The sequence below is a fragment of the Bacillus sp. AFS001701 genome, from assembly GCF_002559405.1.
Taxonomy (GTDB): Bacteria; Bacillota; Bacilli; order Bacillales; family Bacillaceae_G; genus Gottfriedia.
On sequence record NZ_NTZO01000016.1, the window covers coordinates 1 to 16,529 of the forward strand.

Annotated in this window: 16 protein-coding genes and 1 other annotated feature; of the genes, 15 read left to right on the top strand and 1 reads right to left on the bottom strand. The window is 35.6% G+C overall.

What is annotated here, in order from left to right; translation table 11 throughout:
* Window positions 1–127: 127 nt before the first annotated feature.
* From CN514_RS01510 to spoIID, 15 genes are all read left to right on the top strand, one after another.
* Complete coding sequence (locus CN514_RS01510; RefSeq protein ID WP_098231069.1) at window positions 128–496, top strand: NADH-quinone oxidoreductase subunit A; 369 nt, start codon at window positions 128–130, stop codon at window positions 494–496.
* Entirely contained in the window at window positions 487–1,005 is a 519-nt protein-coding gene (locus tag CN514_RS01515; protein ID WP_056469321.1) for a NuoB/complex I 20 kDa subunit family protein, read from the top strand. The genes CN514_RS01510 and CN514_RS01515 overlap by 10 nt, the downstream gene beginning before the upstream one ends.
* Window positions 1,002–2,192 carry an NADH-quinone oxidoreductase subunit C gene (locus tag CN514_RS01520; RefSeq protein WP_098231070.1) on the top strand — a complete coding sequence of 397 codons (1,191 nt, stop codon included), beginning with the start codon at window positions 1,002–1,004 and terminating at the stop codon, window positions 2,190–2,192. The genes CN514_RS01515 and CN514_RS01520 overlap by 4 nt, the downstream gene beginning before the upstream one ends.
* A gap of 8 nt (window positions 2,193–2,200) precedes the next feature.
* Complete coding sequence (locus CN514_RS01525; RefSeq protein WP_098231071.1) at window positions 2,201–3,301, top strand: NADH-quinone oxidoreductase subunit D; 1,101 nt, start codon at window positions 2,201–2,203, stop codon at window positions 3,299–3,301.
* Window positions 3,301–4,302: an NADH-quinone oxidoreductase subunit NuoH gene (gene nuoH, locus CN514_RS01530; protein WP_097974912.1), complete on the top strand. Its 1,002-nt coding sequence runs from the start codon at window positions 3,301–3,303 to the stop codon at window positions 4,300–4,302. The genes CN514_RS01525 and nuoH overlap by 1 nt, the downstream gene beginning before the upstream one ends.
* Window positions 4,303–4,333: 31 nt before the next feature.
* A complete protein-coding gene (nuoI, locus tag CN514_RS01535) occupies window positions 4,334–4,753 on the top strand; it encodes an NADH-quinone oxidoreductase subunit NuoI (protein WP_025568978.1) in 420 nt (139 codons plus the stop codon).
* Window positions 4,750–5,268 (top strand): NADH-quinone oxidoreductase subunit J, encoded by a 519-nt coding sequence (locus CN514_RS01540; protein ID WP_098231072.1) that lies wholly within the window; start codon window positions 4,750–4,752, stop codon window positions 5,266–5,268. The genes nuoI and CN514_RS01540 overlap by 4 nt, the downstream gene beginning before the upstream one ends.
* Window positions 5,265–5,579: an NADH-quinone oxidoreductase subunit NuoK gene (nuoK, locus tag CN514_RS01545; RefSeq protein ID WP_098231073.1), complete on the top strand. Its 315-nt coding sequence runs from the start codon at window positions 5,265–5,267 to the stop codon at window positions 5,577–5,579. The genes CN514_RS01540 and nuoK overlap by 4 nt, the downstream gene beginning before the upstream one ends.
* Window positions 5,580–5,596: 17 nt before the next feature.
* A complete protein-coding gene (gene nuoL, locus CN514_RS01550) occupies window positions 5,597–7,453 on the top strand; it encodes an NADH-quinone oxidoreductase subunit L (protein ID WP_098231074.1) in 1,857 nt (618 codons plus the stop codon).
* Window positions 7,450–8,958, top strand: a complete 1,509-nt coding sequence (locus CN514_RS01555) for a complex I subunit 4 family protein (protein ID WP_098231075.1) — start codon at window positions 7,450–7,452, stop codon at window positions 8,956–8,958. The genes nuoL and CN514_RS01555 overlap by 4 nt, the downstream gene beginning before the upstream one ends.
* A gap of 3 nt (window positions 8,959–8,961) precedes the next feature.
* On the top strand, window positions 8,962–10,458 hold the full coding sequence (nuoN, locus tag CN514_RS01560; protein ID WP_098231076.1) for an NADH-quinone oxidoreductase subunit NuoN: 1,497 nt from the start codon (window positions 8,962–8,964) through the stop codon (window positions 10,456–10,458).
* Window positions 10,459–10,618: 160 nt separating this feature from the next.
* Window positions 10,619–10,855 (top strand): DUF1146 family protein, encoded by a 237-nt coding sequence (locus CN514_RS01565; RefSeq protein ID WP_098231077.1) that lies wholly within the window; start codon window positions 10,619–10,621, stop codon window positions 10,853–10,855.
* An 80-nt stretch (window positions 10,856–10,935) separates the two neighbouring features.
* Window positions 10,936–11,655, top strand: coding sequence for a YwmB family TATA-box binding protein (locus CN514_RS01570; protein ID WP_098231078.1), 720 nt, complete (start codon window positions 10,936–10,938; stop codon window positions 11,653–11,655).
* 32 nt (window positions 11,656–11,687) lie between these two features.
* A complete protein-coding gene (gene murA, locus CN514_RS01575; protein WP_098231079.1) occupies window positions 11,688–12,992 on the top strand; it encodes a UDP-N-acetylglucosamine 1-carboxyvinyltransferase in 1,305 nt (434 codons plus the stop codon).
* A 279-nt stretch (window positions 12,993–13,271) separates the two neighbouring features.
* Window positions 13,272–14,285 carry a stage II sporulation protein D gene (spoIID, locus tag CN514_RS01580; RefSeq protein WP_098231080.1) on the top strand — a complete coding sequence of 338 codons (1,014 nt, stop codon included), beginning with the start codon at window positions 13,272–13,274 and terminating at the stop codon, window positions 14,283–14,285.
* Window positions 14,286–14,554: 269 nt separating this feature from the next.
* Here spoIID and CN514_RS01585 read toward each other — a convergent pair whose 3' ends face one another.
* On the bottom strand, window positions 14,555–16,174 hold the full coding sequence (locus CN514_RS01585; RefSeq protein WP_098231081.1) for a peptide ABC transporter substrate-binding protein: 1,620 nt from the start codon (window positions 16,172–16,174) through the stop codon (window positions 14,555–14,557).
* 52 nt (window positions 16,175–16,226) lie between these two features.
* Window positions 16,227–16,522, bottom strand: a binding site (T-box leader).
* Between the last annotated feature and the right edge of the window lie 7 nt (window positions 16,523–16,529).

Consider the following 16,529-nt stretch of genomic DNA (forward strand, 5'->3'; position numbering starts at 1 on the left):
CGTTTTTGTCACATTTGTTATAATGAATACGATTACAAAACTGAATAGTAAAAATTAATGAAAAATACATTATATTGATAATAAGTATATAATGTAGAGCTCTGTAGTTAGAGGAGGGACAAGTTTCGTGAATGCTTATTTAAATAATTATGTGATCGTAGTTGTGTTTCTAGTTATAGGAATTGCGCTTCCAGTTGTGGCACTCTCGGTAATAGGTAAAATTTTAAGACCGAATGTACCAACTGAAGCAAAAGCAACGACCTATGAAAGTGGTATTGAACCATTTCAAGATGCGAAGGTTCGTTTCCATGCTGGATATTACATTTTTGCACTATTATTCGTTATCTTTGATGTTGAAACTGTTTTCTTATATCCGTGGGCGGTTGCATATGATCAATTAGGGCTTTTTGCATTTGTAGAGATGATTATTTTTATTCTTATGCTACTACTTGGACTTATTTATGCTTGGAAGAAGAAGGTGTTGAAATGGTTATGAAGTTAGATGGAATTTCTGTTGCTGAAATGGAAGAACTCCAAAAGAATATTTTTTTCACGACTTTGGAAGAAGTGAAGGCATGGGCAAGAAGTAACTCGTTATGGCCATTAACATTCGGGTTAGCTTGTTGTGCAATCGAAATGATGGGTGTAGGATCATCTCATTATGACTTAGACCGATTTGGATCATTTTTCCGTACTTCTCCTCGTCAATCTGACTGTATGATTGTTTCTGGAACTGTTACGAAAAAGATGGCGCCAATCGTTAAACGCCTATACGATCAAATGCCTGAACCAAAATGGGTAATTGCAATGGGCTCATGTGCGACTGCTGGTGGACCATATGTTAACTCGTATGCAGTTGTTAAAGGAGTGGACCAAATTGTTCCTGTGGATGTGTATATCCCTGGATGCCCTCCGAATCCAGCAGCATTAATTTATGGTATTAACAAATTGAAAGAAAAGATTCGTTACGAAGCTAAAACTGGAAAGCAGGTGACGAATAAGTGAGTGAAGATAAGTCGAAAGAACAGTTAAAGAAAGAAGCAGCTGAGAGGGCTAAAGAAGCGGCTCGACGTAAAATGGAACAGTTGAAGGCAGAAAAGGAAGCTGCAAAAAATACTGAAGTTCAAATAGAAGATGTTCCTGTAGTTGAGGAACCTACTGTTGAAAATGAAGTTAAACAAGAGGAACCAGCTTCAGAAGATGAAAAAGCGAAAGCACTTGCACTAGCGAAAGCAAAAGCAGTAGCAGCGGCGAAGGCAAAGGCGGCAGCAATCGCGAAACAAAAAGCAGCAGAATCAAGTGAACAGGCTCAAGCAGAAGTGTCAGAGGCGACTTCTGATGATGATAAGGCAAAGGCTTTAGCAGCGGCGAAGGCAAAAGCAGTAGCGGCAGCAAAAGCAAAGGCAGCGGCATTAGCGAAGCAAAAAGCAGCAGAAGTTGGAGAAGCTCCAGATGGTGCAGATGATGAAAAAGCGAAAGCAATTGCAGCAGCGAAGGCAAAAGCAGTAGCAGCAGCAAAAGCAAAGGCAGCGGCACTGGCAAAACAAAAAGCAGCGGGTGGAGAAGACACAGCAACTGCTGGTTCAGACGATGAAGCGGCAAAAGCAAAAGCGAAAGCAATTGCAGTTGCGAAGGCAAAAGCAGCAGCAGCGGCGAAAGCGAAAGGTAAAACAGATGCTGGTAAAGAGGCTCCAGTTGAAGAAGTGAAACCTTCTCATAATCAACCATTGTTAGATGAAGTAAAGGCTTTAATTGAAAAAGAGTTTGGAGCGGATGTTATTGAGGAAGCAACTATTAATACGCTTTCTAAACATGATCCAACTTTTACAATTAAAAGGGATGCTTATTTTAAAGTAGCACAGTTCTTAAAGAATAATGAACAGCTACAATTTACTTATTTATCTGGATTACATGGAACTGATTTTGTTGAGTACATGGAAGTCTACTCTTACATATATTCATATAAACGTAAACATGGAATCGCTTTAAAAGTAAGAGCAGACCGTGAGCAACCTATTGTTGATAGTATTACTCCAATATGGGAAGGTGCAAACTGGCCAGAGCGTGAGACTTACGACTTACTTGGTATTCAGTTTGAGGGTCATCCAAAATTGGAGCGTATCTTACTGCCAGATAATTGGGTTGGCTATCCACTAAGAAAAGATTACGTTCAATTTGATGAGGGGGTGTAGGATAAGCCATGATTCGTACGGAAGAAATGCTATTAAATGTCGGACCTCAGCATCCAAGTACACACGGTGTATTTCGTCTTGTGTTAAAGATTGATGGAGAGATCATTAAAGAGGCGACACCTGTCATCGGTTATCTACACCGTGGTACAGAGAAAATCGCTGAAAATCTTCAATATACACAGATTATTCCATATACAGACCGTATGGATTATCTATCAGCAATGACAAATAACTATGTTATCTGCCATGCTGTTGAAACAATGATGGATATTATTGTTCCAGATCGCGCAGAGTATTTACGCGTTATTTCAATGGAATTAGGGCGCGTTGCTAGTCACTTAGTATGGTGGGGTACAAACCTTCTAGATATTGGGGCAGTGAGTCCATTCCTTTATGCTTTTCGTGAGCGTGAAATGATTATCAATTTATTAAACGAACTTTGTGGAGCGAGATTGACTTTTAACTATATGCGTGTTGGTGGGGTTAAGTGGGATGCTCCTGAAGGTTGGATTGAAAAAGTAAAAGAATTTATTCCTTATATGAGAGAGCAATTAAAAGGATATCATGATTTAGTTTCTGGTAATGAAATCTTTATTAATCGTGTAAAAGGTATTGGTGCATATTCACAAGAAGATGCAATTAATTTTTCATTAAGTGGAGCAAATCTTCGTTGTACAGGTGTTAAATATGATCTACGAAAAGAGGCTCCATATTCTATTTACGATCGCTTTGATTTCGATGTCCCAGTGGGAACAGTTGGCGATGCATGGGATCGATATATGTGCAGAATGCTAGAAATTGAAGAGTCATTAAAGATTTTAGAACAAGCTGTTGAACAATTCCCTATTGAAGGTGATATTTTAGCAAAAGTTCCTAAAATCATCAAGGCTCCTAAAGGTGAAGGTTACGTTAGAATCGAGTCACCGCGTGGAGAAATCGGTTGCTATATTGCAAGTGATGGAAAAAAAGAGCCGTATCGTTTGAAGTTTAGACGACCATCTTTTTATAATCTGCAAATTCTTCCAAAGCTATTAAAAGGTGAAAACATCGCAAACTTAATTACTATTTTAGGTGGTATCGATATTGTACTTGGGGAGGTAGACGGATAATGATAGAAAATCTTCTACAAAGTACACCGTCTTGGATAAATTTTCTCATCTATTTAGGCTTAGGCGTTATTTTTCTATTTGTAGTTTTAGGTTTCGTAACATTTGGAATCCTATCAGAACGTAAAGTAATGGGTTTCATGCAAGGGCGTATTGGACCTAACCAAGTTGGTGGACGTTATGGTTTACTTCAAACTGTTGCTGACGTATTAAAACTACTTTTAAAAGAAGATACAATTCCGAAAGCTGCAGATAAACCATTATTTATACTTGCACCGATCATCGCATTTGCACCAGCGTTTATGGTATTAGCAACTCTACCTTTCACAGAGAACTTACAGTTTGCTGATATAGGTGTAGGATTACTTTACTACATTGCTGTTTCAGGATTAACAACAGTTGGTGTTGTTACAGCGGGTTGGGCTTCAAATAACAAATACTCACTTATTGGTGGTATGCGTGCAGCAGCACAGATGATTTCATATGAAATTCCGTTAGTAATGAGCGTATTAGGTGTTATTTTATTAACTGGAAGCTTAAATTTAAATGATATTGTTAATGCTCAAGAGAATGTATGGTTCATAGTAACTCAGCCGATTGCTTTTATCGTTTTCTTAATTGCAGCTGTAGCTGAATTAAACCGTACACCTTTTGACTTACCAGAGGCTGAGTCAGAACTTGTAGCAGGTTATCATACAGAGTTTTCAGGATTCCGTTGGGCATTTTTTATGCTTTCAGAGTATGTTTACTTTTTTGCAATGTGTTCGTTAATTACGATTCTATTTTTAGGCGGATGGAAACCAATTGCGGGTCTAGACTTCATTCCTGGGGCTGTTTGGTTCTCTTTAAAATTTAGTGTAATTTTATATTTATTAATTTGGTTCCGTGTAACTTTCCCACGTTTACGTGCTGACCAATTAATGGAGTTCGGTTGGAAGGTATTATTACCAGTTTCATTAGCTAATATTTTAATAACTGCATTAGTAAAAAGCTTGTTCTTCTAAACAAATAGACCAATCTAAAGGGGTGTGAGTCATGATTGGGTTAGTAAAAGGTTTAAAATATACTCTTCAAAATTTAACGCGCGAGAAAGTGACGTATGATTATCCAAATCAGCCGATTCCGTTACCAGATCGTTTTCGTGGAATTCAAAAGTTTTATCCAGAAAAATGTATTGTTTGTAATCAATGTTCAGCAATCTGTCCAACAGACTGTATTACATTAACTGGAAAAAAACATCCTGATCCTACGAAAAAAGGAAAAATTATCGACACATACGATATAAATTTCGAAATTTGTATTCTATGTGATTTATGTACAGAAGTTTGTCCAACAGAAGCGATTATTATGACAAATAACTTTGAACTTGCTGAATATTCACGAGATGAATTGTTTAAAGACCTTCAATGGCTTGATGAAAACGATCAAAACATTCGAAAGGAGAATAAAGCATGAGTGGTTTTGTAGTTGCTTTCTTTCTTCTTTCTTTATCAGCCATTTTAGGTGGCGTAATGATGTTAAACTCAACGAAAGTTATGCATATGATGCTTTCACTTGTTTTAACATTCATAAGTATTGCAGGGATTTATGTCCTTCTATCAGCTGAATTCGTAGCTGTTGTTCAGATTCTTATTTATTCAGGTGCAGTAACAATCTTAATGATTTTTGGAATCATGTTAACGAAACATGATATTGATAGTGAAAAACCAAAAAGAAATTGGAGAAATATTGCTGCATTAATCGGTATTGTTGCATTTGGAGTCGTTATGTTTTTAGGTGTAAACGGACTTTCAATCGACGCATCAGATGTTGATTTAGCAACAAATAATACGAAAAATATTGGATTACAATTATTTACAAATCATATCGTGCCATTTGAAGTAATGTCTGTATTATTACTAATTGCTTTAGTAGGTGCGATTATTTTAGCAAAATCAGATGATTCAAAAGAGGAGGGTACGAAGGAATGAGTTCAGTTCCAATTAATGCTTATCTTCTTTTAGCGCTAATTTTATTTTGTATCGGATTATATGGTGCATTAACAAAACGAAACACAGTAATTATGTTAATTTGTATTGAGTTAATGTTAAATGCCGCAAATATTAATTTAGTGGCATTTAGTAAGCTTGGTGTAGCACCGTCTTTAACAGGACAAATTTTTTCATTATTTACGATTTCAGTTGCAGCTGCTGAGGCTGCAGTGGGCGTGGCAATTTTAATTGCATGGTATCGTCATCGTCAGACAGTCAATATCGATGAAGCTGATTCATTGAAAAGATAAATAGGAGGTGGAATTTGATGATGCAGTATGCTTGGCTTGTTCCGGTACTTCCGCTAATTTCCTTTCTAATCCTAATATTAGCTGGTACAAAAGGAAAGAAAGGTAGTGGGATTTTAGGAGCAACTTTAACAGGAATCTCATTCATCATCTCCTTGTTCGTCTTATTTGACCGTCTACAAGGGGATACAGTGCAGAAACTATACACTTGGTTAACAATTGGAAATATCGATATTCATGTTGGATATGTAGTAAATGCACTAAATTCGTTAATGCTAGTAATCGTTACGTTTGTTAGTACATTAGTACATATTTATTCAACAGCATATATGGAAGAGGATGACCGAATTACGGTGTTCTTCGCATATTTGGGCTTATTTACATTTGCGATGTTAGCACTTGTTATTTCACCTAGCATTCTACAACTTTATGTATTCTGGGAGTTAGTAGGCTTAGGTTCGTTTTTACTTGTTGGTTTCTACTTTTATAAAGAGGAAGCAAAAGCAGCGGCTAAAAAAGCGTTCATTATGACTAGAATAGGGGACGTTGGTTTATTTATCGGGATGGTACTTTTATTTTGGAAAACAAAGAGCTTTGATTTCGATCAAATTTTCAGTGTAATCCAAGGTGGACAAGTGAGTACGGGTATGTTAACACTTATTGCGATCTTGATTTTCGTAGGAGCAATGGGTAAATCAGGTCAGTTTCCACTTCATACATGGCTTCCTGATGCGATGGAAGGTCCAACACCTGTTTCTGCATTAATTCACGCAGCAACAATGGTAGCAGCCGGTGTTTACTTAGTAGCAACGACTTATCCAATCTTTATTGCTAGTGGAACTGCTTTAACGGTAGTTGCGATTGTGGGAGGATTTACAGCGATTTTTGCAGCGAGTATTGGTCTTGTGCAAAGAGATATTAAGCGAGTATTAGCATACTCTACAGTCAGTCAATTGGGCTATATGATGCTTGCATTAGGTGTAGGTGGTTATACAGCAAGTATTTTCCACTTAACAACTCATGCGTTTTTTAAAGCATTGTTATTCTTAGCTGCAGGTAGTGTTATTCATGCCGTACACACTCAAGATATCTTTAAAATGGGTGGATTACGTCAGAAAATGAAATGGACATCTACACTATTCTTAATTGGTACATTAGCTATTACAGGTGTACCATTACTATCTGGTTTCTTTAGTAAGGATGAGATTTTAGCTGCAACTTGGGAAAATGGCAATTACGTTTTATTCGTAGTAGCTTTAATTGCGGCATTCTTTACTTCTTTCTATATGTTCCGATTATTTTTCTTAGTTTTCACTGGAGAAGAGAAGACAAAAGGTGCGCACGAGTCACCAATGTCAATGGTCCTTCCAATGTCACTACTAGGGATTCTTGCAATATTTGCAGGTTATATTAATACACCATTCTTTGGTCGTCACTTAAATGAGTTTTTATTAGATGGAGCTCCATTTACAATTGCTGAGCATAGTCATGAGCCGGTTTGGATTATGATCGTAGCAACGCTTGTTTCTTTAGCTGGTATTACGCTTGCTTACAATATGTACGGAAGAAAAGTGAAGCAAACGAAACAAGAAGAAAATGGATTATTCTATGAAATTCTTCTTAATAAATATTATATTGACGAATTATATAACGGTTCAATCGTAAAAGGTATGTTTGCAATCGGACATGTAATGTTTGCTATTGAGCGTTTTGTAATTGAAGGGCTTGCAGTTCTAGTAAAAGGAATTGTAAGTAGTGTCGGTGGAATTGGTTCAAGGTTGCAAAGTGGTCAAGTTCAAACTTATGGATTTATCACATTACTTGGTCTTGCACTAATCTTATTAGCAATCGTTGTGACAGGGGGGTACAACTTATGATGTCTCATTTCTTATTATGGGTTGTTTTCTCACCTTTATTGGGATTATTACTAGTTTCTTTTGCTCCAAAGAATTCTTATAAGCTTTGGGCATTGTTGACTTCGGTTTTATCATTTGCAGTTACTATACTAGCTTATATAGCAGGTCAAAACCATTCTAGTTTAAAAAATTGGAATATTTCATATGATTGGTTTTCATTTGGAAAGTTTTTCGCAGGATCAACTAGATTGTTTCAAGTTAAGTTTGAGCTTGGCGTAGACGGTCTATCATTAGTGATGATTTTACTTACTGGTATTATCTCCTTAATCGCTGTTATAGCAGGTTACTCTATTAATAAAGGTTCAAAAGGCTTCTATCAACTACTATTTATTTTACAAGTAGGTATGTTTGGTGTATTTGCTGCTCAGAACTTAGTGTTATTCTTCTTATTCTTTGAATTAACGCTAGTTCCAATGTTCTTCTTAATTGGCAAATGGGGCCGATTTGATAGTGAACGTGCTGGGTACCAATTCTTAATTTATAACGGATTAGGATCTGCATTCTTATTATTTGTAATTGCTGTCCTATTTGCTCGCACAGGTACAACAAATTATGAAGTTTTAGCAAACATCATTCCAGCCGGACAACAAACAGTTAGTCCAATATCAGAGCATTTAAAAATGGTTCTATTAATTTGTTTATTAATTGCATTTGCAATCAAACTACCATTATTCCCGTTCCATCGATGGATGGTGAATGTTCATACTCAAGCAAATCCTGCTGTAGTAATCATTCACGCTGGTATCCTATTAAAAATTGGAACTTACGGTTTAATTCGTTTTGCTTTAGGGGTTTTCCCAGAGCAATTTGAAAAAATGTCGGTTGCTCTTGCGATTATTGGTGTAATTAATTTACTTTACGGAGCTTATATTGCTTTAATTCAAAAGGAATTACGTTCTGTATTGGCATATTCAAGTTTCTCACACATGGGGATTGTTATTATTGGATTAGCAGCAATGAATAGCGCTGGAATTCAAGGAGCAATTTTACAATCAGTATCTCACGGTTTAATTGCAGCACTTCTATTTTTAATAGTTGGCATGTTAGAAAACCGAGGTGATACTACTAGTTTTGACCGTATTTCTGGTCTTTCAAAAACAGCTCCAAGACTTGCCGGCTTATTACTTTTTGGCGGTATGGCATCGTTAGGTTTACCCGGTCTATCAGGGTTCGTAGGAGAATGGCTATCATTTGTCGGCCTTTTCCAATCTCATAAAGCAATTGCAACTGTAGGTACGTTAGGAATCATCTTAACTGCAGCTTATATTTTAAGAGCAATTTTACAATTAAGTTTCGGTAAAACTAGTGAATTTATTTCATCATTCACAGATTTGTCAAAACGCGAAGCAATCGCTTCAGTTATTTTAGTATTTGCGATTGTCCTGCTCGGTGTATACCCAGCTTTCGTAAATGATATGATTGTGTCATCAGTGGATTTTATCATTCAAGGGATTAGAGGTGTATAGAAGATGACATGGAAAGCATTATCTGAATTTCAATGGGGAACAATGGGTCCTGAGATTATTCTAGTAGCTGCTGCGCTTCTTCTATTAACTCTTGAACTCTTACTACCTAAAAATGCGAGTCGTAAAATAGTCGGTTGGATTGGTTTACTAAGCGTTGTTGGATCACTAGTATGGTTATTCACACTTTATTCACATAAACCAATAAGTCTATTAGCGGGATCGTTTAAACTTGATTCATTTGGGCTTCTTTTTAAAACTATTTTATTAATCGGGGCAATCTTAGTCTTATTACTTGCTCTTGGAGATAAATCAATTGCAGAGCGCTCAGAATACTACACATTGTTTATTACAGCGTTAATTGGAGCAATGTATATGGCTTCAAGTAGTGATTTAATCACACTATTTGTTGGATTAGAGCTACTTTCGATTTCATCTTATATTCTAGTTGGCATTCAAAAGAGAAGAGAAGGCTCTTCCGAGGCCGCACTTAAGTATGTAATTAACGGTGGTATTTCAACTGCAATAACATTATTCGGACTAAGCTATACTTATGGCTTAACAGGTACAACAAACATTACCGAAATGAATTTGGCACTTCAACAAGGAATTCCAAGCAGTAATGGATTTCTAATGATCCTAGCATTTGTGCTAGTATTTGTCGGGTTATCATTTAAACTTGCGTCTGTTCCGTTCCATATGTGGGCGCCAGATGTATATGAAGGTGCTCCAACACCTGTAACAGCATTCTTAGCAACAGTTTCAAAAACAGGTGGGTTTATTATCGTACTTCGCATCTTCTTAGCAATTTTCACGGGTGCATTATTGATGAAGGAACAAAAATCTGTATTTGAAGTAATGCAACCAGTTATTGCCACATTGGCCGCATTATCGATGATTATTGGTAATACAATTGCTTTAAAACAAAACAGTCTAAAGCGTATACTTGCATATTCGGGTATCGCACACGGAGGATATGTTTTAGTTGCATTTGTAAGTATTTCACCATTCATGTTTGAGGGAATCTGGTTCTATTTATTAGCTTATACATTCATGACAATCGGTATTTTAACAATTGTCTACAATGTACAGCAACAAAGGGGATCTGACTCATTATCATCATTTGCAGGGCTAATTAAAACAAATCCATTTTTAGCGATTACAATGACAATATTTGTGTTATCGCTAGCAGGTATTCCATTAACTGCAGGGTTTATAGGAAAGTTAAATATTTTCTTAGGGGCTTTCGTGCAAGTTAAAGGATATTATGTATTAGGTGGAATTCTACTGTTAACTACAGTAGTATCTTATTTTTACTATTTCGGCATCCTTCAAAATATTTTCTTTAGAAGTGGTGAGGAGCGTAAAGTTGTACTTCCTAAGACACATCTATTCGTTGTATTGGTTTGTGCTATTTTAACAATTGTATTGGGTATTAAACCATCTTTAGCATTAGATGTATTTCATAAGCTAGACATTGTGAAAGACTTCTTTATGGCGTAAAATATATTTAAATTAAAAGTGTAGGTTGATTCCTACACTTTTTAATTTGTAGAGAAAGTATAAAATTAGGTCTTCAGACTGGCAGAAGTTGCTGGCACTAAGAACACAAGGCAAACGAAAGTTTTTTCTATAAAAATCAAGCGAAAAGAGGACGTGAAAAATGGAAGCTTTAGTTGGGACAGAAGCGTTATTAGCAATAATTGTCCATTTATTTTTCATTATTTTAACTTGGTGGGCTTTAACAGCAATTAAGTGGGAGAGTGTTATGAAAAAAGGCCATGTCGCCCAAATTCGACTTTTTATGGTGCTATTAACGATCACAATTTCTTCTGCTGTAAGTAGTTTTTTCTTAGACTATCTTCAATATACAAGAAACATTACATATTTATTGAAATAATTTGTCAAAAAGTATGTTACGATGCATCGTATAAACCCCTCTCTACCTGTGAAAAATGGAAGTAAGAGAGGGGATTATTTATGAAAAAGACTATGTACTTATTTTTAATTACTATTACTTTTGCTTCTGCACTATTTTTTAATTGGGGTAAAATCGGTATGGCTGACACAGGTGTAGGCCAATTGAATCGTTTTGCAGACGTATTAAATAAAAAAGACATTTCGGTTACAAGTTGGAATTTATACGCAAGAGAAGCTAAAATGAATACTTCGGTGTCTAAAATAATCAGTAAATATAAAGAGGATTTTAAAAATTTTAAGTGGACGAAAGCTGACAATGGTAATAAAATAATTGGTACGTTTAACCATAATTTGGTCACAGAAAGAATCGTTGTTACATCTACTGGGAATAACAGCAGCTATGTAATTTATGAACTTAGTGGGACTAAATGGGACCAGCGTGCTGAAAAAGAAACGAATAAACTTATAAAGAACTCATTGGAAAATATTTTTAGTAAAGAACCTACTTTTTTTACTTGTATAAAGGGGACAATGGGTGGTAAACTTGAAGGTGTTTTGCAGGGTATAAAAAATGATTTTTTGGGGACTTTTAAAGCAACAAAAATTGAAGAAATAAAAGAAGGGGCATTCGTCTCTGTTTCAGCATATACTGAACAGTGGAATGACGCTCTGGTTGCAAATGGCAAAAAAATTAATTTACAAATTGCAATACGCGAAAACAATGTTGATAAATCAACGACAATTATTATTGGCACACCGATTATAACAGTAGAATATTGATAGATCTATTTTAGGACACGGAGGGGAAAAGTTTGGATAAAATCATTGTCCGTGGCGGGAAACAGCTTCAAGGCACAGTTCGTGTAGAAGGTGCAAAAAATGCTGTCTTACCAGTTCTTGCTGCAGCGCTACTAGCTAGTGAAGGAAAAAATATAATTCATGACGTACCAACTCTATCTGATGTTTACACGATTAACGAAGTTCTTCGTAATTTAAATACAGAGGTTGGGTTCAAAAATAATACAGTAACAGTCGATGCTTCAAAGGATTTACATGTTGAAGCACCATTTGAATATGTTCGTAAAATGCGAGCATCTATTCTTGTAATGGGACCTCTTTTAGCAAGAAATGGTCATGCACGTGTAGCGTTACCAGGTGGATGTGCGATTGGATCTAGACCAATTGAACAGCACTTAAAAGGATTTGAAGCAATGGGGGCTCAAATTACGGTTGGTAATGGTTTTGTAGAAGCAAAATCAAACGGTCGTTTAAAAGGGGCAAAAATCTATTTAGATTTCCCAAGCGTAGGTGCAACAGAAAATATTATGTCTGCAGCATCACTTGCTGAAGGAACAACAATTCTTGAAAATGCTGCAAAAGAACCTGAAATTGTTGACTTAGCAAACTTCATTAATGCAATGGGCGGTAAAGTTCGTGGTGCTGGAACAGGCACTATTCGAATTGAAGGTGTACCAACATTATTTGGTACAACTCATCACATTATTCCAGACCGTATTGAAGCTGGAACATTTATGGTAGCAGCAGCAATTACGAATGGAAACGTATTAATTGAAAATGCAGTTCCGGAGCATTTAAGCTCAGTAGTAGCGAAAATGCGTGAAATGGGAGTAACAATTATCGAAGAGGAAGAAGGACTTCGTGTAATTGGTACAGACAATTTAAAACCTGTAGACATCAAAACAATGCCTCATCCAGGCTTCCCAACAGATATGCAATCACAAATGATGGCACTTCTATTAAAAGCTAATGGAACAGGCATGATTACTGAAACAGTATTCGAAAATCGTTTTATGCACGTGGAAGAATTCCGTCGCATGAATGCAAATATTAAAATTGAAGGTCGATCAACTATTATTCATGGACCAAATGATCTTCAAGGAGCAGAAGTAGCTGCTACGGATTTACGTGCTGCTGCATCACTTATCCTTGCTGGTCTTGTTGTTGATGGATATACTCGTGTTACTGAATTAAAACATTTAGATCGTGGTTATGTAAATTTCCATGAAAAGCTTGCTGCACTTGGAGCGGACATTGAACGTGTAAACGAACCAAGCACAGCTGTAGAGGAAGAAACACTTAAAGATTTACAAGCGTAAACTAAAAACTAATTCAAATGCCTGGCACTTTGTGTTACCCCACAATAGAGTCGGGCATTTTTGCATTTTCATGCAACTTTCTACTATCAGTTATAGACAGAAACCTTATAAAATATTCTAAAAATAATAAAAAAATAATAAAATTTGTTAAAAGAATCTAATTTGAAATCAATCTATTATTTGTTCTAAATGCTTGTCCATATACATAAATTATCTTTAGAAAGGCAATTAGTTGAAAATTGTCATTTAAAGTTGTTTTGAAATGGATAGGAGGAAAATATGAAGTCATTTAAAACATTAATCACTGCAGGATTAACTACTTGCTCAGTCGTTATTATTATCCCTACATTGCTTGTTCTACCATTTCGTAGCCATACAGATGGTAGATTGGTTGATCAGCTACAGAAAAAAGCAAACCAAGTCGCAGCAGCGAACAAAAATGACAATCTAAGTATTGAAGTTTTTAGAACAAAAACACAAAAAGTTGAAAAACTACCAATTGAGGAATACGTATTAGGAGTAGTAGCATCAGAAATGCCAGCAAAATTTGAACCAGAAGCATTAAAAGCACAAAGTTTAAGTGCAAGAACATTTATCATCAAACGATTGAAAGAAAGAAAAGCACTTGATGAAGGTGGAATTGTTGATGATTCAGTTAATTTTCAAGTCTTTCAGGATCGCGACGACCTGAAGAAAAGATATGGTACTGAATACGATAAAAATATAGCTAAAATTGAAAAAGCAGTAAAAGCCACTGAAGGACAAATCTTAACTTACAATGGACAACCTATAACTGCTTCATTCTTCTCTACAAGCAATGGATACACAGAAAACTCCGAAGAATATTGGAAAAATAGTGTACCATATTTGAAAAGCGTACCGAGTCCTTGGGATTCCGTTGCTCCAAACTATATATCAAAAAAATCATTTACAATAAGTGATTTCGAAAAGAAACTTAATGTAAAAATTAATAAGTCAGACATAGGGAAAGTCACGTTGAGAACACAAGGTAAACGTGTAGAACAAGTGGCGTTTGGTAAAAAAACTCTCACAGGTAAAGAAATTAGAGAAAAACTAAACCTACGTTCAACAGATTTTTCATGGGAGCGTTCAGGAAATGAAATCATCATTACAACAAAAGGTTTTGGCCATGGAGTAGGTATGAGTCAATACGGAGCAAATGAGCTTGCTAAGCAAGGAAAAACATACGATGAGATTGTTAAGTATTATTATAAGGGTATCAACATAAAGAAGCTTGGTAAGAAAGATTATGATGTATTAGAGAAGCTTTAAGAAAGTTTCATTAGGAAAGACGAAAGACAAACCTCAAAAGGTCTGTTTTTTCGTGTAATCGCTAAGACGTTTTTCATGAAAAGAAGAAAATAAATTTAAAAAACACTCTAAATCGAACTAAGATTCGTCCATTTAGAGTGTTTTTTGATTTAGTATTTACTTTTGGAAATTAAGAAGTTTAATTGCAGAAATACCAGTGTTATTTGTAGCATGCAGAATCAATTTCAGTCTCTTACGATAACACTACAATTCACTTCTTTTCTTAGCCCTTACTGCTTTTGAGCATATTTATAATAAAAATATCCAACAAATGGACGTACCTTTATGTTTTTTACGTTTGATTTTTGCAAGTATACATAGCCAGCTTGGTAAACTGGAGCAATCGCAGCATCATCTAGTAAAAGGTCTTCAGCATTATGAAGGAGCTGAGTACGTTCTGTTTCGTTTTGTAAGCTGATTGTATTTGCTTTTTGAACAAATTCGTCATATTGAGCGTTTTTATAATTTAATACATTTAAAGCCGATTTAGATGTAAATAGCTCTAAATAAGTTGTTGGATCTGGATAGTCTGCACCCCATGTATCTAGAGACAGATCATAGTTTCCTTGCTGACGCAATTCGAATTTTTGTTGTGCAGGTTGTACGACAATATTAACTGTTAGACCTTTTAAATTTGTTTCTAATTGTGATTTTAAATATTCACCGATTTTACGCGATGTATTGTTATCACTTACTAGTAATGAAATTGTAGCTTTTGACTTACCACTTTCAGATAATGCTTCTTTAAAAAGTGATTTAGCCCCCTCTAAACTTACTGCAGAAGGGTGAGATGTTGAGCTAACAAAGTCCACACCTTTCGAGTTTTTTACTAAACCTTTAGGAATAATTCGATCAGTAGGAATAGATCCATCGTTTAATAGCGTTGTACTAATGTCCTCTTTATTAAAGCCATTTGCGATTGCCTTACGCACTTTTACATTTGCTAAAAATGGTTTTTTTTGATTAAAGCTGATGTAAGAGATTATCGGCATGGCTAGTCTATTTAATTCTTTATTCCCTTTATAACGATCGATAACATTAGAATCAATAATAGCTTGGTCAAGTTCACCCGTTTCATAGAGATTAACTGCAGTTGTTGTTTCTTTCATGATTTTAACGTCAATTTTATTTACATGGACATTCTTTTTATCATAGTATTGTGGATTTTTTGTCATTGTGAATCCAGCTTCATGATCCCATTTACTTACAACGTAAGGACCATTATATAAAGTTGTATTTGCTTCTAAACCATATTTGCTACCTTGCTCCTTAACGAATTTTTCATTTAACGGGAAGAACATCGGTAAACTAGTCAGTTGAATGAAATATGGAATAGGGCGTGCAAGTTTAATTTGTAATGTTTTATCGTCTAGTGCAGTTACCCCGAGTTTATCCACAGATAACTTTCCTTGGTTAATTTCTTTTGCATTTTCAATATCATATAAATCGTATGCAAACTGAGCTTTAGTATTTGGATCAACTGCTCGTTTCATTGCAAAAACAAAATCTTTTGCTGTTACTGGATCTCCATTTGAATAGTTAGCATCTCTTAAAGTAAATGTATAAACTTTACCATCCGTACTAACTTTATGTGACAAAGCAGCAGCGGGAACGTATTCTCCTTTTTCATTTGGCATGTAAAGACCTTCCATTACACTATTAAGTGCGTTTAATGATGGTCCATCTAAAGCTAGTGAGCTATCAAGACTTACAATATCTGAAGTATCCATTAAATGTAGCGTTTGATCATTTGACTTTGAAGCTACCTGATTTGATTGTTGTCCACAACCTGCTAGTGCCAATGTGAATAATAAAGTAATTAATATGAAGGTTTTCTTAGTAAATATCATTTTATTTTTTCTCTCCTTATTTTTGGGTACAAAAAAAGAGTCCCCGCCTTATAGAAAGGACGAGGACTCCCGTGGTGCCACCTTAATTAGTCTAAAAACGTTTAGACTCACTTTGCAGTATCAAAACAAATGAATTGAACTACCTTGTGACAAAAAGCAGTATCGAAACATGAGTTTGAATACCTGTCTCTTTTATCGGTGAGACGTCCGCCAAAGCCTACTGCATAAATAAATGGTTCGGTTTGGGTGCTCAGAAGCCCATTCAAAAATATGTCCGTACTGACTTGCACCAACCGTCAGCTCTCTGAAACTTTCATATAATCTACTCTTCTTCATCATCGCAAAAAATATATAA